Genomic DNA, 19,803 nt, shown 5'->3' with positions numbered 1-19,803 from the left:
GCGGCGGGTATCCAGGCTCGGCGCCACCGGCAGGCGGCGGGTATCCGGGCTCGGCGACCGGGGCCTACCCGACCTCGGAACCGCCGACGACCGCAGCGGCCTACCAGACCTCGGCGCCGCCACCTGGGGTTTACCAGGGGTCGGCGCCGAACTACGACGATCTGTTCACGGTGCCGGGCGAGAATCCGCCGGGCGCCGCGCCGATCGGCGGGGAGGCGCTGCCGCCGACGACCGAGCCGCCTGCCAAGAGCCGGCGCGGGCTGTTCATCGGGCTCGTCGTCGTGGTCGCGGTGTTCCTGCTCGCCGTCGCGGGCACGGTCCTCGTCGTCAAGCTCAGCGACGCCGGCGGCACCAGCCTCGCGGTCAACTCGTGCGTCAGGGAGAACGGCGGGTCGGCCAAGGGCGTTGACTGCTCCGACAAGGACGCGTTCCGGATCGTCTCCAAGGTCGACAAGCCGGAGAGCTGCTCGGATGCGAACCAGCCGTACATCGTGCTGCAGCAGAAGGGGCAGAAGGAGCAGGTCCTCTGCCTGCGGCCAGCGAGCCAGAAGTGACCGCCGACTCGCCGCTGCTCAAGAATCGCGTCCGCGCCCCCGAGCTACGAGGGCGAGGCTGGCTCAACACAAATGGGGAAAATCTCCATTTGTCCGACCTACGCGGCAAGATCGTCCTGTTGGACTTCTGGACCTTATAGAAGACTCTTGCAACTCGTCACGGCCGGGGCATAACGTCCTGGCCGTGACCCACCACGAGCACCTAGCAGACCTCTACCTACGCCTTTCGCTCGACCGCGAAGGCAAGACCGCCATCGAGCGCCAGGAAGCCGACTGCCGCGCGTGGGCGGCGCGCAACGGCCTCGAAGTGCGCGCGGTCCACATCGACCGCGGGCGGTCCGGGTTCAAGGCCGTCGACCGCAAGGGCTTCGATGCCGCCATCTCCGCGCTCACGACCGGTACCGTCGGGACGCTGATCGTCTGGAAGGTCGACCGCCTCTCGCGCCGGGGCATGGGGCAGGTCGGCCAAGTCCTCGACGACGTCGAGCGCGCCGGGGGCCGGATCGTCTTCGTGCAGGACGGGCTAGACACGTCGCAGCAGCAGGCGCGCCTCGTGCTGGCGTTGCTCTCCGAGGTCGCCCGCAGTGAATCCGCGAACATCGGCCTCCGTGTCGCCTCGGCGAAGGCCCACCTGCGCAGCATGGGCCGGTGGATCGGCGGGCAACCGCCGTACGGGCTCGTGATCGGCGGAGACAACCGTCTCGACCACGACCCGCGCACCGCGCCGACCGCGCGGGAGATCGCCGAGCGGGCCATGTCTGGCGAGCCGCTTATCCGCATTGCCCGTGACCTCAACGCCCGGGAGATCCCGTCACCGCGCGGCGGCGTCTGGAACGTCGGTTCGCTGTCGCAGCTCGTCAAGGCACCCGCGTTCGCGGGTCTCCTGCCCGAGACGGTCAAGCGCGACGGGAAGTACACCGCGAAGGTCGTCCCGTGGCGTGACCCCGAGACGGGCGAGACGGTCGAGATCGGCCGGGGCATCATCACGCCAGCCGAACAACTGCAAATCGCCCGCATCCTGGAGGCGCGGACGGCCGCCGACAAGACAGGGCGGAATCGCGGCGTGCGCGCCGAAACGTCGCGCCTTCTGACGGGCTTCGCGCGGTGCGATAGCTGCAGGGGGCGCATGTCGGCCTCTGGTCTGTCGTACGTGTGTCAGGCCGCCCGCCTCGGCCGCCCGTGCCCCGCGTTCGCCTCGGCGTTCGTCGCCGCTGTAGACAAGGCGGTCGCCGAAGCGTTCGTCCGGCGCCTTGCGGCACTGGAACCGGGCGACCCCCTGCTGGAAAAGATCGCGGAGCGCTGGGTTGCTCGGCACGATCCTGAGGTAATCCGCGAACGCACCACGATCCAAACCGCTCTCGATGACGCGGGGGCCCGGCTCGTCGACCTCGAGGACGCTCGGTACCTGCGCAACGAATTCGATGGCCCGGACGCCGTGAAGCGCTGGGAGAGGCTTCACACGCAACTGGCGGCCCGCGTCGAGGGCCTTCGCCGCAACCTCGCCGGTTACCCGCTCCCCGAGGCGGACATCGGCTCCTTGCTCGACCCCGAGATCAGCCGCGAGGCGTGGGCGAATGCGACCACCAACGACCGCCGCGACCTCCTCGCCCTCGCGCTCGACGCCGTCTATGTCCTGCCCGCGAACGGCCGGCGCGGTGCGCGCTTCGATCCCGTGTCGCGTCTGCGCTTCACCTGGGCCGACGAGCCCACCGACGTCTAAACGCACCCGCATCCTCGCCGCTCTCGGCTACGCCGTGACCCCCGCGGCCGACAGCGCCGAAGTCACCGACGTCGCCAACGACCTCGCGGCCCTGCCCGCCGCCGACGTGCTCGTGACCGTCGGCGATACCTCGAACCTCTTTGAGCCGGTGGTAGCTGCGACGTACGGCGCGCCCATCGTCGCACTCTCGCCCGCCGCGCTCGACGCCCTCGAAGCGCTCTCGGCGTTCGGCGCCCTCGACGAGGAGGACGGCGTTCACTCGCTACTGGCGTGCTGGGCGCGCCGCGCGACGCTCACCGACGCCGACACGGTTGCTGTCGTCGCACTGGCGGTGACCGCCACGCCGCCCGCCACGTACGCCCCGCCGGTCGAGGCGTACGCCATCGCCACCGCCACACCCGCCCCGGCGTACGCCACGCCCGCCATGGCGTACGCCACGATGACCGCCCCGCCGCAGGTCACAGCCGTGACGGTGCCGCCCGGCCGTACGCCCGCGCAGGCGGGCTGATCGTCTACACCCGCCGGAGGCTGGCCGCGGGGCTGGCCTCCGGCCGCGCGGCAGCGCGGGGACGGGCTCGCCGGGAGCGTTGACGCTGTGACGGTAGTTCCGTCATCTCTTATTCCTTCTTCTAGTTGGTTGGAAGCTACATAGAGAAGAACTAGAGATGACGGAACTTGCATCATCGCGTCAGAGCCGCGCGGCCCACCCCGGCGCGCGCCCCGGCGGCGTTCCGAGCGCACATTGCGTGAACAGCTAGCCGTGCGTTGGCGCATAGCTCCTTCGACAGCGTGCACCGGCGCTGTCCCGCACGCCGAGGGAGCCCGCCATGGAGATCAAGATGCCTAACCCCTGCCCAATCTGTCACGGGCCCGTCGTGTACTCCGGTCGCGGCCGGCGGCCCGACTACTGCGGCCAAGCGTGCAAGAACGTGCAGCGTGCCGAGGACGCGCGAAACCGCCGCGCACGCGACGCGCAGGCCGTCGCGCCGATTGACCCGCTGCTACGCGCTCTCATCGAGCGCCGGGCGCAGCGCGCCACACAGCGCACGGAGGTCCGGCGTGCGGATGACGAACACGCTCTGGTCAAACGCGATAAAGCCTGCATGGGATGGCATTGTTGCCGGAACGAAGGCGGTCGGCGCCGCCGCCGTATGGCTTTGGAATAACGCCCGGGATGAACGGAATCATCAGCAAGGCCAACAGCATTCCCGGCGTCGACTTCCCGCATATCCCGTCCATTCCCGCACTCGCGAAGGGCGGCATTGTCCCGGCGACCCCGGGCGGCCGGATCGTGCGGGTCGCCGAGGCAGGAAAGGCAGAGGCGATCGTCCCGCTCGACGAGTACGACCGCCGGCGCGGGGGCGGTGGCGACGGGCCGCAGGTGAAGATCGACGTTCACCCCGCGGCAGGGACGGACGAGGTGACCACCGCGATGATGGTTGCTCGTCGCTTCGCGGCGCTGGCGGTGCGCTGACGGCGCGGCGTGGGGGCTCCCCTTGCCCTGGGAGCGCCCAGCACGGCCGACCCTAGATGATTGATGCCTTGAAGATCCCGGCGTGTGTCGTTGCCAGGTGGATGGGGTGAGGGTGTCCAAGATCGGCGTTGCTGACCCATCGTCGAACTTCTGGAGCCCGTCGTGGACGCTGATCTGGACACCCTCGTGACCGCACTGTACGTGGAGATCGACGACCTGATCGAGCGGCCCCGCGGCCGGGGCCGCCGCCCGCTGCTGTCCCACGCTGAGCTGCTGTGCCTGGCGGTGATGCAGGTGCTGCTGCGCTACCCCTCCGAACGGCACTGGCTGCGCTACGCCAACAAGCACCTGCGCGGCATGTTCCCCTACCTTCCCAACCAGGACGGCTACAACACACGGATGCGCAAGGCCGGACCGTTGCTGGCCCAGGTGATGCGGCACCTGGCCACCCGTACCCCGTCCTGGTTCGACCAGCTCCGCCTGATCGACTCCACCCCGCTGCCGTGCGGCGCCTCACGGGAGACCGTCAAACGTTCCGACCTGGCCGGACACGCCGGCTACGGCTACTGCGCCTCCCACTCCCGCTACTTCTGGGGATTCCGGCTCTACCTCGTCTGTACCCCCGAGGGCATGCCGGTCATCTGGGGCCTGGCCAACCCCAAACTCGGCGAACGCGAGGTCATGACCGCACTCCTCGAAGCCGACCACCACCTCATCCGCACCGGCCAGGTCCTGCTCGGCGACAAAGGCTTCGCCGGAGCCGACTTCGAGGGGTTCATCACCGGGCAACTCGGGGCGCACTTCGTGCGCCCCGACCGCCGCGGCGAACCCGTCCGGTTCGGCAAACTCGCCCGCGTCCGTCAGTGGGTCGAGGCCGTCTTCGACACCCTCAAAGGCCAACTCGACCTGGAAGTGCACGGCGGCCGCACCCTCGCCGGCGTCTTCGTCCGCGTCGCGCAGCGACTCCTCGCCCTGACCGCCGTGATCTGGCACAACTGGACCATCGGCGCCCCCAGCAAGCGGTCCCTCATCGCCTACGACCACTGAATCTTCAAGGCATCAATCATCTAGGAGGGGTACCCCCGAGCCACGATCGGCCGTCTACGCAATTTGAGCGGGTTACGCGCGGCATGCACGACGACGCCCCCGTCCGGGTTCTTCCCGGGCGGGGGCGTTTTTTCGTCGGCGCTAGGGTTCGGGAGTACGGGCCCGAGCAAGGCGAGAGTGAGCCTCGATGACCGATCTACCCCGCGCGCCTCGTGTCCGCGCTCCTGAACTGCGCGGGCGCGCGTGGCTGAACACCGACGGCCGCGAGCTGACGTTGGCGCAGCTCAGAGGTAACTGTGTCTTACTTCACTTCTGGACCTTCTGCTGTATCAACTGCCTCCACGTGCTGGACGAGCTGCGGCCGCTGGAGCAGCGTTACGCCGACGTGCTGGTCACGATCGGCGTGCACAGCCCGAAGTTCGAGCACGAGAAGGACGCCGACGCGCTCGCGGACGCGGTCGAGCGGTACGGGGTGGACCACCCGGTGCTGGACGACCCCGAGCTCGGGATGTGGCAGCAGTACGCCGCGAAGGCCTGGCCCACCCTCACGGTCATCGACCCTGAGGGGTACGTCGTGGCGAACATGGCCGGCGAGGGCCACGCCGAGGGGCTCGCCCGGCTCGTCGAGGAGCTGGTCCGGGTCCACGAGGCCCGCGGCACGCTTCGGCGCGGCGATTCGCCTCATGCGGTACAAAATCCGGATCTGACGCTCCTGAGGTTTCCCGGCAAGGCCCTCGTGCTGCCCGACGGGCATTTCCTGGTCGCCGACTCCACGCACCACTCGCTGGCCGAGCTCGACGCCGACAACGAGACGCTCGTGCGCCGCATCGGCACCGGCCGGCGCGGCCGCAAGGACGGCACCGAGCCCGAGTTCTCCGAGCCGGGCGGCCTGTGCCTGCTGCCGCCGCACGTCGCGGAGGTCGCCGGGTATGACGTGGTGGTCGCCGACACCGTCAACCACCTGCTGCGCGGCCTGAGACTCGCCACTGGAGAGGTCACCACCGTCGCCGGCAGCGGCCGGCAGTGGCGCGGCAGCGTCGACTTCGGCGCGCACGACTCGCTGGCCGTGGACCTGTCCTCGCCGTGGGACGTGGCCTGGTACGACGACCGCGTCATCGTCGCCATGGCCGGCATCCACCAGCTGTGGTGGTTCGACCCGGTGAAGCGCACGGCCGGCATGTACGCGGGCACGACCGTCGAGGCGCTCAAGGATGGCCCGCTGCACGAGGTCTGGATGGCCCAGCCGTCCGGCCTGTCCGCCGCGCCCGACGGCCGGCGGCTGTGGATCGCCGACAGCGAGTCCTCGGCGGTGCGCTGGATCGAGGACGGCCAGATGCACACCGCCTCGGGCCAGGGCCTGTTCGACTTCGGACACGTGGACGGCCCCGCCGACCAGGCGCTGCTGCAGCACCCGCTGGGCGTGCTGGCGCTGGCCGACGGCAGCGTGCTCGTCGCCGACACCTACAACGGGGCGGTGCGTCGCATCGCCGGCGGCCAGGTCTCGACCGTCGTCGACGGCTTGCGGGAGCCGAGCGACCTGGTGCTGACCGCACAGGGCGACGTCGTCGTGGTCGAGTCGGGCGCGCACCGCCTGGTTCGGCTGGGCGCCGGCACCCTGCGGGCGGCCGGGATCGACGTCACCGGCGTGCGGCACCGCACCGAGCGCCCGGCGACGACGCTCGCCCCGGGCGTGGTCGAGCTGGACCTGATCTTCGAGCCCGCGCCGGGCCAGAAGCTCGACGAGTCGTTCGGCCCGTCGACCCGCCTGGAGGTGTCGGCCTCGCCGCCGGAGCTGCTCCTGGAGGGCGCGGGGGTGAGCACGGACCTGCGCCGCCGCCTGGTGCTCGCGCCGGATGTGGCCGCGGGTGTACTCCAGGTGGTCGCCCAGGCCGCGACCTGTGACATCGACGCGGAGTTTCCGGCCTGCCACCTGACCCGCCAGGACTGGGGCGTGCCCATCCGCGTCGCCGGCGACGGCGCGAGCCGGCTGCCCCTGATCCTGCGCGGCATGGACGCCTGAACGGGCGTCCGGCTAGCTGAACGGGGCGAGCGGAACACCGGCGTCGGCCAGCGCGGCACGCACCGCGCGGGCCATCTCGACGGCGCCGGGGGTGTCGCCGTGCACGCACAATGACTCGATGCGCATCGGGATGACCGACCCGTCGTCCGCCTCGACCACGCCGTCGACGACCATGCGTACCGCGCGGGCGCTCACCGCGGCGACGTCGGTCACGAGCGCGCCCGGCGACGTGCGCGGGACGAGCCGGCCGTCGCGCTGGTACGCGCGGTCGGCGAAGCCTTCGGCCACGACCCGCAGCCCGCGCTCCGCGGCGAGCTGCGCCAGGACCGAGCCGGGCTGGCACAGCACGGGCAGGCCGCCGGCCTGAGCGGCGGCCGCGACGATCGCCGAGGCGTGGCCCGAGTCGACCGCTGCGGTGTTGTAGAGCGCGCCGTGCGGCTTGACGTAGGCGACCGGCCCGAACGCCGACAGCGCGCCGATCTGGTACAGCAGTTCGTCCGCGAGTTCGTCCGGCGGCACCTCAATGCGCCGCCGGCCGAAGCCGACGAGGTCGCGATAGCTCACCTGTGCGCCCACCCGCACGCCCCGCCCGGCCGCGGCCGCGCTGACCCGACGCATCGTGGACGGGTCGCCGGCGTGGAAGCCGCAGGCCACGTTCGCACTGGTCACGATCGACAGGAGGGCCTCGTCGTCGCCGAGGCGCCACACACCCAGGCCCTCGCCGAGGTCACTGTTGAGGTCTACCACGGAATCGAACGGTATCTCCCGGGCGCGCCTGTGCCAGCAGCGGCAGGTCGGCGGTATCGACGACCGCGACCACCGGGTACCCACCGGTGGTCGGATGGTCGGCGAGGAAGACCAGCGGCTGGCCGTCCGCCGGGACCTGCACCGCGCCGAGCACGATGCCCTCGCTCGGCAGTTCCCCGGCGTCCGCACGGGTCAGGGCCGGACCGGACAGCCGGGCCCCGACCCGGTTGCTCTCGCTCCGGATTCGGTACTCCGCGGTGCCCAGCATCCGCGCGTCGGTGAACCGGTCGGCTCGGGGCCCCCACGTGATCCCCAGGACGATCGGCACGCCGAGCGCGGCTCGGGGGGCCACATCCACGGCGGCCGGTTTGCCGGCGGCGGGGCCGAGTGGCAGCCGGTCGCCGGGGCGGAGCACGGGCGGGCCGAGCAGCGACAGCGTGTCGGTGGAGCGGCTGGACAGCACCGGCGGCAGGGCGAGCCCGCCGTCCGCGGCGAGGTAGGCCCGCAGCCCCAGGACCGCTCGCCCGACCTCGATCCGGTCCCCGGCCCGCACCGGCACCGGCGCGTTCAGCGGCGCCGGTCGCCCGCCCACGCGCAGCGGCGCGGCCGCCCCGGTGAGCGCGACGGTGCCGGCCCGGCACGCGACCGCCGCGAACGGCCCGAGCGTGATCTCCAGCCCGGCCGCGTCCGGCGGGTTGCCGACCAGGCGGTTGCCGAGCAGCAGCGCGGGCCGGTCGAGGGCGCCCGAGCGCGGGACACCAAGGTGCGCGTATCCGGGGCGTCCGAGGTCCTGCACGGTGGTCAGCGGCCCGGCGACCTCGACCAGCAGGTGTCCGGCGCTCACGCGGCCCGGAACCGGACGGTGCGGCCGGGCGTCAGCAGCGCGGGCGGCCGCCGGTCCACGTCGAACAGCTCGGCGTCGCAGCGCCCGATGATGCGCCAGCCGCCCGGCGACGGGGTCGGATAGATGCCGGCGAACTCGGCGGCCAGGGCGAGCGACCCGGCGGGCACGCGGGTGCGCGGGGTGTCCAGGCGCGGCACGCTCCACGGCAGCCCGCTGAGGTAGGCGAAGCCGGGCGCGAAGCCGCAGAACGCGACGGTCAGGTCGGTGCCGGTCAGCTCCTCGATCAGGGCCTCGGCCGTGGTCCCGGCGTGCTCGGCGACGAACGGCAGGTCGACGCCGTCGAAGCGGACGTCGATGACGGCGGGGGGCTCGGGCGCCGCCGAGGCCGGATCGATCCTCCAGTCGCGCAGCCGGTTCGCCAGCCCGGCGGGGTCGGCCACCCCGTCGAGCAGGACCGTGCGGGCGCCGGGCACGATGTCCACGACCGGCAACCGGCCGGCGGCCCGCTCCGCGTCCAGCGCGGCGAACCAGTCCAGCGGGGTATCGACCTCGATGAGGAGCGCGTCGGTGCCGACGGGGCGAAGCTGCACTCCGTCACGATAAACGTCCCGATGATACTTGCGAGTAACCTACGGTACCGTAACCTGGAGGACGTGACCGTGAAGACCGAAACCCGCCTGCGCCCGGTCGACATCGGCAAACCGCGGATGCGCGGCTGGCTGCACGCATACGCGGCCGGCGTCGCCGTCGTGTGCGGGATCGTGCTGTGCTCGCTCGCGGCCGCCCGCCCGGGCTGGGCGCCGTTCGTCAGCTGCGCCGTCTACAGCATCACCGTCGTCGCCCTGTTCGGCACCAGCGCCCTGTACCACCGCCGCGTGTGGTCGGAGCGCGGCTACAAGATCATGCGCCGCCTCGACCACTCGATGATCTTCGTCTTCATCGCCGGCACCTACACCCCGTTCAGCGTCCTGCTGCTCTCGGGAAACACCCGAGTGGCGATCCTGGCCACGGTCTGGGGCGGCGCACTGCTGGGCGTGACCATGAAGTTCGCGACGGCGATGAGCAAGCGCCGATGGCTCTCCGCGCCGCTGTACATCGCCCTGGGCTGGGTCGCGGTGGCGGTGCTGCCGGACATCCTGCACACGGGCGGCGTGACGGCGCTGGTGCTGACCCTGGCGGGCGGCGCGTTCTACACGGTGGGGGCGGTCTTCTACGCGCTGCGCCGCCCCAACCCGTGGCCGACGGTCTTCGGCCATCACGAGTTCTTCCACGCGTGCACGCTGGTCGCCGCGATCTGCCACCACATCGCGATCTACTTCGCCCTGTACGCCCGCTGACCATAGCGCGGGATCGCGGTGCCGTCCGCCGACGGCGGGGGCGGTGCTGGGTTGTTGTCCGTTCCTGGGTACCCACGCGCGTCATTCTTCAATCGGGCAGGCTTGTCCCATGACCGTGCGCACGCTCATCCTGCTCCGGCACGCCAAGGCGGCGAACCCGGACGACTACGCCACCGACATCGAGCGTCCCCTCACCGCGCGCGGGCACCGCGACGCCGCCGCGGCCGGGCACTGGCTGCGCAAGGCCGGCCTGGTGCCCGACGCCGTGCTGTGCTCGACCGCGGTGCGCACCCGGCAGACCCTCGACGAGCTGCGCTTGGCCGGCGAGGTCCCGGTGACGTACGAGCACCGCATCTACGTAGGCCCGGCGGATGACACGCTCGACCTGATCCGGCACGTGGACGCGACGGTCGCAACCCTGCTGCTCGTCGGCCACAATCCCACTATTTCCGATTTATCCGATACCCTGGCGCCGCGTGCGCTCGCCGACGGCGGGCTGGCCACCTCGGGCATCGCGGTGCACCGCTTCAACGGCTCGTGGCGGGGCCTGGAGTCCGCCGGGCTCACCGACCAGCACACGGCCCGCGGCTAACCGACCCGCACGGCCCCGCACGGGTGAACCGACGCGCACAGGGCTACGGCGAACCAACCCGCACACCCCGCGGCGGACCGGAGCACGAAAACCCGCGCAGAACGCGAAACCGCGGAATCCGGAGCACGAAACAGCGCGAAGGAGCACGAAAAGGGGAGGGCGCCACGGCCCTCCCCCTTATGTCCTCGCGACCGCTGCAGCCCTGCCGACCTAGAAGGCCGCCTCGTCCAGCTGCATCGCATCGAGCGTGGTGGACTCGATCACGCGGCGGTCGGCGCCGACGCGCGGCAGCACCTCGTGCGCGAAGAACGTCGCCGCCGCGACCTTGCCCTCGTAGAAGGCCTTGTCCGCGGGTGACACGTCGCCGGTGAGGGCCTTGAGCGCCACCTCGGCCTGCCGCTGCAGCAGCCAGCTGACCACGACGTCGCCGAGGCCGAGCAGGAATCGCCGCGAGTTGAGGCCGACCTTGTACAGCGCCTTCGGGTCGCCGGACTGCGCCTCGCCCAGCCAGCCGGTGAAGATGCCCAGGATCTGCTGCACCTCCGCGAGGGCCTTGCCCAGCGCGACCCGCTCGACCTTCAGCTGCCCGTTGCCGCCCTCCCCCTCCAGGAACTGCTGGATCTCGCCGGCGACGGTGAGCAGCGCCTTGCCCTGGTCCTTCACGATCTTGCGGAAGACGAGGTCGAGGCTCTGGATCGCGGTCGTACCCTCATAGAGCGTGTCGATCTTCGAGTCGCGCACGTACTGCTCGATCGGGTAGTCCTGCAGGAAACCCGAGCCGCCGAAGGTCTGCAGCGACTCGTGGCCGAGCAGCTCATACGCCCGCTCCGAGCCAACGCCCTTGACCAGCGGAAGCAGCAGGTCGTTGACCCGCTTGGCGATCTTCGCCGCCTTCTCGTCGCCCGCCGCCTCGGCCAGCGCCACCTTGTCCTGCCAGGTCGCCGTGTAGCAGACCAGGGCGCGCAGGCCCTCGGCGTACGACTTCTGCATCAGCAGCGACCGGCGCACGTCCGGGTGGTTGATGATCGTGACCCGGGGTGCGGCCTTGTCGTCGCTGACCAGGTCGGCGCCCTGGACACGGCTCTTGGCGTAGTCGAGCGCGTTGAGGTAGCCGGTCGACAGCGTCGCGATGGCCTTGGTGCCGACCATCATCCGGGCATACTCGATGATGAGGAACATCTGCCGGATGCCCTCGTGCACGTCGCCGAGCAGCCAGCCCTTGGCCGGCACGCCGTGCCCGCCAAAGGTGACCTCGCACGTGGTGGAGACCTTGAGGCCCATCTTGTGCTCGACGTTGGTCACGAACACGCCGTTGCGGTCCTTGAGCTCGCCGGTGTCGGCGTCGAAGTGGAACTTCGGCACCACGAAGAGCGAGAGGCCCTTGGTGCCCGGGCCGCCCGCGCCGGGCGTGTCGACCGGCCGCGCCAGCACGTAGTGGACGATGTTCTCGGTCAGGTCGTGCTCGCCGCTGGTGATGAAGCGCTTGACGCCCTCGATGTGCCAGGAGCCGTCGGGCTGCGGGATCGCCTTGGTGCGGCCCGCGCCGACGTCCGAGCCTGCGTCCGGCTCGGTCAGCACCATCGTGGAGCCCCACTGCTTGTCGACGAAGAGCTTGGCCCACTTCTTCTGCTCCTCGGTGCCCTCGATCCGCAGCGTGTTCGCGAAGGAGGGGCCGGAGGCATACATCCAGATGGGCGCGTTGGACCCGAGCACCAGCTCGGCGATGGACCACCACAGCGCGCGCGGCGCCGCGGTCCCGTCGAGCTCGGCGGGCAGGTCCAGCCGCCAGAACTCGGCGTCCATGAACGCCTGGTAGGACTTGCGGAACGCCTCGGGCATCCGCACCGAGTGCGTGGCCGGATCGAAGACGGGCGGATTGCGGTCGCTGTCGGCGTAGCTGGCCGCGAGATCCTCGCGCGCCATGCGGTCGACCTCGCCGAGGATGCTCCTGGCAGTGTCCACGTCGATGTCGCCGTAGGGGCCCTGACCCAGGACCTTGTCGACACCGAAGACCTCGAAGAGGTTAAATTCGAGGTCTCGCAGGTTGCTCTTGTAGTGGGTCATCGCGGAGTGGCCCCCGTCTCTGGGTCGCAGCCTCGCAGCTGTCTCGATCGCGCTGTGTCGAGCGTTACCGACTGAGGTTACCAGGCGGTAACAGTCATCTTATTACTGGCCAGTAACGACGAACAACCCACACCAACAAGTGACCCAGGACACAGTCGAGCCGGCCGAGTGCTCGCGAGGTGCGGTTGAGTCGCGGACACGCCGTCACCACCCGGTGACGTGATCGTTTACCTCTTGCTCACAGTCAAGAGGAGGGCCGCGCGATGATCGTCCGTCTCATGCGCTCGCTCTTCGCACCCAAGTACCCGCGCTTCTACACCGGCCGGCACCGCGCCCGGATGCGCCGCCCGGCCCTCCGCCAGCGCCCGATCGAGGCGCATGACCAATGCGGAGGGCGCTACGAGGAAGCCACTCCCGCGCCACCGATCTCCCAGCTCGGGACCGGCGTCGGCGGCTTGACGCCCTGATACTCGACCAGCACCAGCGCGATGTCGTCGTCCAGGCGCCCGCGCACCCACTCCAGCAGGGCGCTCTCGAGCGACTTCAGCCCGTCGCCCACCGTGCCGTGCCCCAGCAGGCGCTGGGCCCGCTCCGCCGTCGGGAAGAACTCGCCGTCGCGGCGCGCCTCGGCCAGGCCGTCGGTGAAGAACAGCAGCCGGTCGCCCGGCTCCAGCCGCTCCACCCGCGGCTTGACGACCGGCATGAAACCCAGTGGCGGCGCGTTCGCCGGCGGGTCGAGCGGCACCACCCGGCCGCGGCGCAGCAGCAGCGGCGCCGGGTGGCCGCAGTTGACGATCGTCAGCGTGCCGCCGCGCTCCTCGATCAGCGCCGCGGTCACAAAGTCCTCGTCGCCGAGCGAGCGGGCCACCGCCCGGTCCAGGTCGGCGACGATCGCGCGCAGGTCGGCGCGCTCGAAGGCCACATGGCGGTAGGAACCCAGGACGATGCTCGCCAGGCGGACCGCGTCGAGGCCCTTGCCGCGCACGTCGCCGATGATCATGCGAACGCCGTAGGGCGTGTCGAGCGCCTCGTAAAGGTCGCCACCGATGTCGGCCGCGGCGCTGGCGGAGATGTACCGCGCGGCGACGGTGAGCGGGCCGACCTGCGGGCCGAGCGGGCGCAGGACCGCGCCCTGGGCCACGGAGGCGAGGCGGGACAGTTCGGCGTATTGCGCGATCCGCCGCTGCCGGATCGCCCCCACGGCGCAGGCGATCCCGCTCGCCACGATCACGCCGCCCAGGTTGAACATCAACACCAGCGCGCGATCGCGGCTGTGCATCAGCTCGACCGAGCTGAACAGGAACGCGAGCAGCGTCGAGGTGCCGCCGACGGCCAGCACCTCGGGCCAGGACGCGAAGGCAGCCGCCAGGAAGGGCGCCGCGGCCAGCAGGCCCACGTAGTCGGCCCGGATCCCGTCGGCCACCTCGGCGGTGAGCACGAGCGCGAGCAGCACGAACGCCGCGCCGACTCCGGCGCGGGCCTCGGGAAGCAGCTGACGTTTCATGGTCCGGCCAACAGCATGCCACCAACCGACCCTCGGGCCGCTCCATCAAACGGCCGGGTCTGCCTTACTTGAGTACCTCATACTTCGCGTTGATGACACCGGCGTTCACCGACGCGATCCTCACGAAGGCGCCGCGCGCCAGATCCAGACAGCGGCCCGCCACGAAGGGTCCCCGATCGTTGATCCGTACGTCGACGGACTTGCCGTTGGCCAGGTTTGTGACCCGGACGATCGTGCCGAACTTCAGCGTCTTGTGCGCCGCGGTCAGCCCGTCGGGGTTGAAGCGCTCGCCGCTGGCGGTCGCCTGGCCGTCGGCGTAGAACGACACCTCGCACGTGCCACTGCCGGCGACCCCGGCCGGCGCGGTGGTGGTCGCGGACTTCGCCGGCGTCGGGGACTTGGTCTTCGTCGGGCTCTTGCTCACGGTCGGCGAGAGGGTCGGCGAAACGGTCGGCGAAGCGGCCGCGAACTGCTCGGTCGTCGCCGCATCGGACGGGGCGAGAGACGGGTCAAGGCTCGGCTCGGCCGACGGCGAGGGACGCTCGCCGCGGTCGGCGCGCTCCTGCGGGCTGCGCGCGGCGTCGATGGTCGAACTCGGCGTGTCGTTCGAGCTGAGATTGACGGCCGCGACCGCCCCGCCCCCGAGCACGACCACGGCAGCGATGCCAGCGATCAATGGGACGAGGTGACGGCGACGCACGGCGGAATGTTGGCCGGACAACGTCTGCACCCTTCGTCGACAGCAAGGCCGTGACCGAACGTATCGGCCCCTCCCGGACGTCAGTCAAACCGAACTGGGGTGCATATCCCGATTTGCTCGCAAAGTTCCGGCCGAACGACCGACCCCACAGGGAGCCGTTCGGCCGATCCTCTTATAACTCACCGTGAAGTGGTGACCGCGTTCTGTACCACCGCAACGGCCGCGTCGGCCGCGACCTCCTCCTTGGACCCCGACTTGCGATCGCGGATCTCGACCATGCCGTCGGCCAGCCGCTTGCCCACCACCACGATGGTCGGCACGCCCAGCAGCTCGGAGTCGTTGAACTTCACGCCCGGCGAGACGTCCTTGCGGTCGTCCAGCAGCACGCTCAGCCCCGCCGCCTCCAGCTGAGTGGCCAGCCGCTCGGCGCCCGCACGGATCTCCTCGGTCTTGCCCGCCGCGACCACGTGCACGTCGGCCGGGGACAGCTCACGGGGCCAGCACAGGCCGCGCTCGTCGGCGGTCTGCTCGGCGACCACGGCGAGCGCGCGGGTCACGCCGATGCCGTAGGAGCCCATCGTGACGATCTGCGCCTTGCCGTTCTGGTCCAGCACCGACAGGCCAAGGGCCTGCGCGTATTTGCGGCCGAGCTGGAAGATGTGGCCGATCTCGATGCCGCGGGCCTGCTCGAGCGCGCCGCCGTCGATCGGGCAGAGGTCGCCGTCGGCGACGCGGACCGCCTCGACCGTGCCGTCGGGGGTGAAGTCCCGGCCGGCGACGAGGTGCACGACGTGCTTGCCCGGCTCGTCGGCGCCCGTGATCCAGGTCGTGCCGTCGACCACGCGGGGGTCCACGAGATACCGAATCCCGGAGGGGTTCTTCTCCCCCAGCGCGCCGGGGCCGATGTAGCCCTTGACCAGCGCGGGGTGCTGGGCGAACTCGGCCTCCGACATCGGCGCCACCTCGGCCGGCGCCACCTGGGCCTCGAGCCGGCGCAGGTCGACCTCGCGGTCGCCGGGCACGCCGACGGCGAGGGGCTCGCGCTTGCCGTCGGGCAGGGTCAGCATGAGCAGGACGTTCTTGAGCGTGTCGCCGGCGGCCCAGTCGCGGTCGGCGCGGCGCAGGTCCTCGCGGGTGTTGAAGAGGTCGACCAGCGTCTCGATCGTCGGCGTGTCAGGCGTGTCGACGACCTGCGCCGCCGGCTGGCCCTCGATGGGCAGGGCCGCGGGCGGCGGGGTCACGACCGCCTCGACGTTGGCCGCGTAGTCGCCATTGGCGCAGCGCACGAACGTGTCCTCGCCGATGTCGCAGATGGCCAGGAACTCCTCCGACGCGCTGCCGCCCATCGCGCCGCTCACCGCGGAGCAGATGACGTAATCCAGGCCGAACCGGTCGAAGACCTTGATGTAGGCCTCGCGGTGGCGGGCGTAGGCGGCACGCAGGCCGTCGTCGTCGACGTCGAAGGAGTACGAATCCTTCATGACGAACTCGCGGCCGCGCAGCACGCCGGCCCGGGGGCGCGCCTCGTCGCGGTACTTCGTCTGGATCTGGTACAGCGTGAGCGGCAGGTCCTTGTACGAGGAGCACAAGTCCTTCACCGCGAGCGTGAACATCTCCTCATGGGTGGGGCCGAGCAGGTAGTCGGCCTGCCGGCGGTCCTTGAGGCGGAAGAGGGTGTCGCCATACTCCGTCCAGCGCCCGGTCGCCTCGTAGGGCTCGCGCGGCAGCAGCGCGGGGAACTCCAGCTCCTGGCCGCCGATCGCATTCATCTCCTCGCGGATCACCCGCTCGACGTTGCGCAGCACGCGCAGGCCCATCGGCAGCATGGTGAAGATGCCCGGTGCGACGCGGCGCACGTAACCCGCGCGGACCAGCAGCCGGTGGCTGGTCACCTCGGCGTCGGCGGGATCCTCGCGCAGCGTCCGGAGGAACAGCGAGGACATCTTCAGGACCATCTGTGTCCACCTTCTCAAGGCCGTTTCCGTCACGTTGGACGATACCGAACGTGCCCTTTTGCGGTCTTCCGGGTTTGCCGCCACGGGTTGCACCTACCCATGTGCGACCCGTCATCGCGCTCGCCGCGGTCGCGCCTGGTCGGGCGACACGAACCGAAGTCACTGCTCACGCAGCGTTGCCGGGTGATGGCCCCACTCGCCTACACTCCCTCGGGTGACGATGCGGGGGCGAGTTTCCACCAGGGCAGTCGACGCACTGGTGATGCTGGGCTATCTCCTCGGCGCTGTGTACGTGCTGCATCGGCTCTGGGCTGATCCCAACGGGCGCTACCTGACGCTCAACTTCCAGGACAGCTTCGTGTTCGAGTGGTTCCTCACCCACGCCACCCACGTGTTCACCCAGGGTGAGTCGCCGTTCTTCTCCGACGACGTCAACTCGCCGCTCGGGGTGAACCTGATGGCGAACACGTCGATCCTGACGCTGGCGCTCCCGCTGACCCCGGTCACGCTCTGGCTCGGCACGGGCGTCACGTTCGCGATCATCTCGACGCTGGCGCTGGCCGGCACCGCCGCCGCCTGGTACTGGGTGCTCACCCGCGAATTCGGCCGCTCGCGCCTCGCCGCGGGCGTCGCCGGCGCCTTCCTCGGCTTCGCACCGGCCATGATGTCGCAGACGATCGGCCACCCGAACATCGCCGGGCAGTACCTGGTGCCCCTCATCGTGGCCGCGGTACTGCGGATGCGCCAGCCCGGCAAGGTCTGGCGCCACGGCCTGGTCCTCGCCGCCCTCGTGGTCGCCCAGGCGGGCATCAACGAGGAGATACTGTTCTTCACCGCGATCGCGCTGGGCGTGTTCATCCTCGCCTACGTGCCCTGGCGCGAGCTGCCCGGTCACGCGAAGGTCATGCTGCCCAAGTGCGGGGTGACCCTGCTCGTGGCGGGCGCGGCCCTGGCCTATCCGCTGTACTTCCAGTTCACCGGGCCCCAGGCGTACCACGGCCTCGATGAGGGCGTGCGCAGCATCAACCTCGACGTACTCTCCTACGTCACGTTCGGCCGCTACTCGATCGCCGGCGATGTTGCCGAGGCCGCCCGGCTCAACCGCGACAACGCGTCCGAGGAGAACAGCTTCTTCGGCTGGCCGCTCGCCCTGCTGTTGGTCGCCGGTGCGATCGCGCTCTGGCGCAACCGGCTCATCCGCGCGCTGGTCGTCACCGGCTTCGTCTTCGCCGTCTGCTCGATCGGCAGCGTCCTCCGCTTCGACGCCGTCGACCGCCCCGACTACCACGGCCCGTGGTACTGGATCAGCCAGCTGCCATTGTTCGACTCGGTCGTGCCGACCCGGCTGGGCCTCATCGTCACCACGGTCGTCGGCATCGCCCTGGCGCTCATGATCGACCGGCTCGTCGTGGACCGCCTACGGCCCGATGTGGCGCGGGTTGCCGAGCCCGTCGAGCTCGTCGAAGCCCCCGAGCCCGAGCCGGATCCGGTCCCCGCGCTCGTCGGCTCGGGCGCGCCGAGCGACCACTCGTCGGGCGACGACGGGCTGCCGGCGGTCGAGGCGTCCGTCGCCACGCCCCGGCGCCTGGTGGCACCCGCCCCGGCCCCGGTGCGGCTGCGCCCAGGAGCCGCCGCCGTGTGGAGCGTCGCGATCCTCGCCGCGCTCCTGCCGCTCCTGCCGAAGCCGCATCAGGTCTCCGACCGCCCGGCACTGCCTGCGCTGTTCACCGACGGAAACTGGCGCACGAAGCTGCCCCCCAACCCGGTGGTCGCACCGCTGCCGGGCGGCTGGACCGACAACATCCTGATGATGCGCTGGTCGACCGAGACCAACTTCGAGGTGAAGCTCACCGCCGGCTACTTCCTCGGGCCGAACGACACCGATCCGGACGACAAGTTCGCGCACTTCGGGCCGGGCGAGCGCAAGACCGTGGCGTATCTCAACCGGATCAGAGGCGGGCTGACCTCGCCCGACGTCACCGCCCAGGCGCGCGCCGACATGCGCGCCGACCTGGAGTTCTGGAAGGCGACCAACATCGTGATGGTCGTCGGCTACCGCAACGAGAGGGTCATCCGCGAGACGATCGACAAGCTCGTCGCCCCCGAGGTGGCCCCCGGCCAGGCCATCGACGGCGTCTGGGTCTGGGACGTGCGCGCGATCAGCGGCGCCGGCTGAGCACCAGCTCGGCGGCCCTGCTGGGGTGCAGCTCCGGGATCCAGTGGTTCACGCCGCGCAGGATCTCGAAGGTGTACTCCCCGTCGACCCACCCGCCGCAGAGGCGAGCCAGCCGCTCGGTCACGAACTCGTCCCGGTCGCCCCAGGCGTACAGGGTCGGCACCGTGACCCTGGGGAACCGCTTGCCGCCGGGCAGGGTCATCGCGCGGTACCAGTTGAGTGCCGCGTCCAGCCCGCCGCGCGCCCCGCGTTCGGCGTAGCGGCGGGCGTGCTGCTCATCGAGCCCACTGCGCCGCAGCCGGCCCGCGATGCCCCGGGCCAGCACGCGCTCGGGCAGCCTGGGGAGCTGGAAGAAGCCGATGTACGCCGAGTGCCACAGCTGCGTGCCGCGCAGCGCCGCCTGGGCCCAGGCCCCGCGGTGCGGCACCGACAGCGCGGTCAGCGTGCGCACCCGGTCGGGGAAGGTCCCAGCGACGTGGAACGCCAGGGCCGCGCCCCAGTCGTGCCCGACGAGGTCGAACCGCGCCAGCCCGGCCTGGTCGGCCAGCGCCAGCACGTCGGTGGTGAGGAGATCCAGGGTGTACTGCCGGCGGTCCCGCGGGCTGGCGCCGGGCGAGTAGCCGCGCAGGTCGGGCGCCAGCACTCGCAGGCCCTCGGCGACGAGCACCGGTGCCACGCCGGCCCACGCGGTGCGGTCCTGCGGAAACCCGTGCAGCAGCACGACGCCCGGCGCGCCGGAGTCGCCGAGATCATCCACGTCGAAGACCAGCCCGGCATTGACGAACCGCGTGAGCACGGCTCCATGAAACCACTGGCACGTTTCCGGGATTCGTCGTGCTCCGCACGCCCCTACTGTTCTTCTCAACGGAGACAACGAAGACAGCGAAGCCTTTAAGGGGATGGGGATACAGATGAGCGACATCGACACCGGCTACGACGGCGGCCAGGACGTGGACTACGGCCACTACGAGGCCGGTCAGGAGCACGGCGCGCTGGACCAGCTGCACCAGGCGCAGGGTTCGGAGGCGGACTACAACAGCCAGTTCGGGGTGTACGAGCAGGATCACCA

General features: G+C 70.8%; 17 protein-coding genes and 1 pseudogene. 10 read left to right on the top strand and 8 right to left on the bottom strand.

The features are described 5' to 3' along the window. The 7 genes and pseudogenes from AB0367_RS18675 to AB0367_RS18645 all read left to right on the top strand — a co-directional run. A pseudogene (locus tag AB0367_RS18675) lies at window positions 1-554 on the top strand (hypothetical protein); the annotation flags it as partial. Window positions 555-738: 184 nt separating this feature from the next. Next, a complete protein-coding gene (locus AB0367_RS18670) occupies window positions 739-2,274 on the top strand; it encodes a recombinase family protein (protein ID WP_366227581.1) in 1,536 nt (511 codons plus the stop codon). Window positions 2,275-2,308: 34 nt separating this feature from the next. After that, a complete protein-coding gene (locus AB0367_RS18665; protein WP_366227580.1) occupies window positions 2,309-2,782 on the top strand; it encodes a hypothetical protein in 474 nt (157 codons plus the stop codon). A 319-nt stretch (window positions 2,783-3,101) separates the two neighbouring features. Beyond that, window positions 3,102-3,440, top strand: a complete 339-nt coding sequence (locus AB0367_RS18660; RefSeq protein ID WP_366227579.1) for a hypothetical protein — start codon at window positions 3,102-3,104, stop codon at window positions 3,438-3,440. Between the two features lie 8 nt (window positions 3,441-3,448). Continuing rightward, window positions 3,449-3,748: a hypothetical protein gene (locus tag AB0367_RS18655; RefSeq protein WP_366227578.1), complete on the top strand. Its 300-nt coding sequence runs from the start codon at window positions 3,449-3,451 to the stop codon at window positions 3,746-3,748. Window positions 3,749-3,910: 162 nt separating this feature from the next. Next, on the top strand, window positions 3,911-4,795 hold the full coding sequence (locus AB0367_RS18650) for an IS982 family transposase (protein WP_366227577.1): 885 nt from the start codon (window positions 3,911-3,913) through the stop codon (window positions 4,793-4,795). A gap of 187 nt (window positions 4,796-4,982) precedes the next feature. Then, complete coding sequence (locus tag AB0367_RS18645) at window positions 4,983-6,815, top strand: NHL domain-containing thioredoxin family protein (RefSeq protein ID WP_366227576.1); 1,833 nt, start codon at window positions 4,983-4,985, stop codon at window positions 6,813-6,815. Window positions 6,816-6,827: 12 nt separating this feature from the next. On the opposite strand, the gene AB0367_RS18640 is transcribed toward AB0367_RS18645, so the two are convergent. The 3 genes from AB0367_RS18640 to AB0367_RS18630 are packed head-to-tail and all read right to left on the bottom strand — an operon-like array spanning window position 6,828 to window position 8,996. Beyond that, on the bottom strand, window positions 6,828-7,562 hold the full coding sequence (locus tag AB0367_RS18640) for a 5-oxoprolinase subunit PxpA (protein ID WP_366227575.1): 735 nt from the start codon (window positions 7,560-7,562) through the stop codon (window positions 6,828-6,830). Continuing rightward, entirely contained in the window at window positions 7,543-8,406 is an 864-nt protein-coding gene (locus AB0367_RS18635) for a biotin-dependent carboxyltransferase family protein (protein WP_366227574.1), read from the bottom strand. Before AB0367_RS18635 ends, AB0367_RS18640 begins: the two co-directional genes overlap by 20 nt. Continuing rightward, window positions 8,403-8,996: an allophanate hydrolase subunit 1 gene (locus AB0367_RS18630; RefSeq protein WP_366227573.1), complete on the bottom strand. Its 594-nt coding sequence runs from the start codon at window positions 8,994-8,996 to the stop codon at window positions 8,403-8,405. Before AB0367_RS18630 ends, AB0367_RS18635 begins: the two co-directional genes overlap by 4 nt. Window positions 8,997-9,113: 117 nt before the next feature. On the opposite strand from AB0367_RS18630, the gene AB0367_RS18625 reads away from it, so the two are divergent. Both AB0367_RS18625 and AB0367_RS18620 read left to right on the top strand, forming a co-directional pair. Then, the gene (locus AB0367_RS18625; RefSeq protein ID WP_366227750.1) at window positions 9,114-9,743 is read left to right on the top strand and encodes a hemolysin III family protein; all 630 of its coding nucleotides are present in this window, start codon (window positions 9,114-9,116) and stop codon (window positions 9,741-9,743) included. A 109-nt stretch (window positions 9,744-9,852) separates the two neighbouring features. Further along, complete coding sequence (locus AB0367_RS18620) at window positions 9,853-10,335, top strand: histidine phosphatase family protein (protein ID WP_366227572.1); 483 nt, start codon at window positions 9,853-9,855, stop codon at window positions 10,333-10,335. Between the two features lie 210 nt (window positions 10,336-10,545). Here AB0367_RS18620 and AB0367_RS18615 read toward each other — a convergent pair whose 3' ends face one another. The 4 genes from AB0367_RS18615 to AB0367_RS18600 form a co-directional block, all read right to left on the bottom strand. Continuing rightward, complete coding sequence (locus AB0367_RS18615; protein WP_366227571.1) at window positions 10,546-12,399, bottom strand: acyl-CoA dehydrogenase; 1,854 nt, start codon at window positions 12,397-12,399, stop codon at window positions 10,546-10,548. Window positions 12,400-12,796: 397 nt separating this feature from the next. Further along, on the bottom strand, window positions 12,797-13,903 hold the full coding sequence (locus AB0367_RS18610) for a PP2C family protein-serine/threonine phosphatase (protein ID WP_366227570.1): 1,107 nt from the start codon (window positions 13,901-13,903) through the stop codon (window positions 12,797-12,799). A gap of 64 nt (window positions 13,904-13,967) precedes the next feature. After that, window positions 13,968-14,603 (bottom strand): septal ring lytic transglycosylase RlpA family protein, encoded by a 636-nt coding sequence (locus AB0367_RS18605; protein WP_366227569.1) that lies wholly within the window; start codon window positions 14,601-14,603, stop codon window positions 13,968-13,970. 179 nt (window positions 14,604-14,782) lie between these two features. Beyond that, window positions 14,783-16,558, bottom strand: coding sequence for a proline--tRNA ligase (locus tag AB0367_RS18600; protein WP_366227568.1), 1,776 nt, complete (start codon window positions 16,556-16,558; stop codon window positions 14,783-14,785). Window positions 16,559-16,778: 220 nt separating this feature from the next. On the opposite strand from AB0367_RS18600, the gene AB0367_RS18595 reads away from it, so the two are divergent. Further along, window positions 16,779-18,734 (top strand): DUF6541 family protein, encoded by a 1,956-nt coding sequence (locus tag AB0367_RS18595; protein ID WP_366227749.1) that lies wholly within the window; start codon window positions 16,779-16,781, stop codon window positions 18,732-18,734. Here the strand turns inward: AB0367_RS18595 and AB0367_RS18590 are convergent. After that, window positions 18,718-19,530, bottom strand: a complete 813-nt coding sequence (locus AB0367_RS18590) for an alpha/beta fold hydrolase (protein ID WP_366227567.1) — start codon at window positions 19,528-19,530, stop codon at window positions 18,718-18,720. The two genes, AB0367_RS18595 and AB0367_RS18590, sit on opposite strands and share 17 nt — an antisense overlap. Between the last annotated feature and the right edge of the window lie 273 nt (window positions 19,531-19,803).

Source organism: Dactylosporangium sp. NPDC051484 (genome assembly GCF_040689395.1).
Lineage (GTDB): Bacteria > Actinomycetota > Actinomycetes > Mycobacteriales > Micromonosporaceae > Dactylosporangium.
The sequence above is the reverse complement of the archived record's forward strand: the minus strand, read 5'-3'. Positions and strand labels throughout refer to the sequence as shown.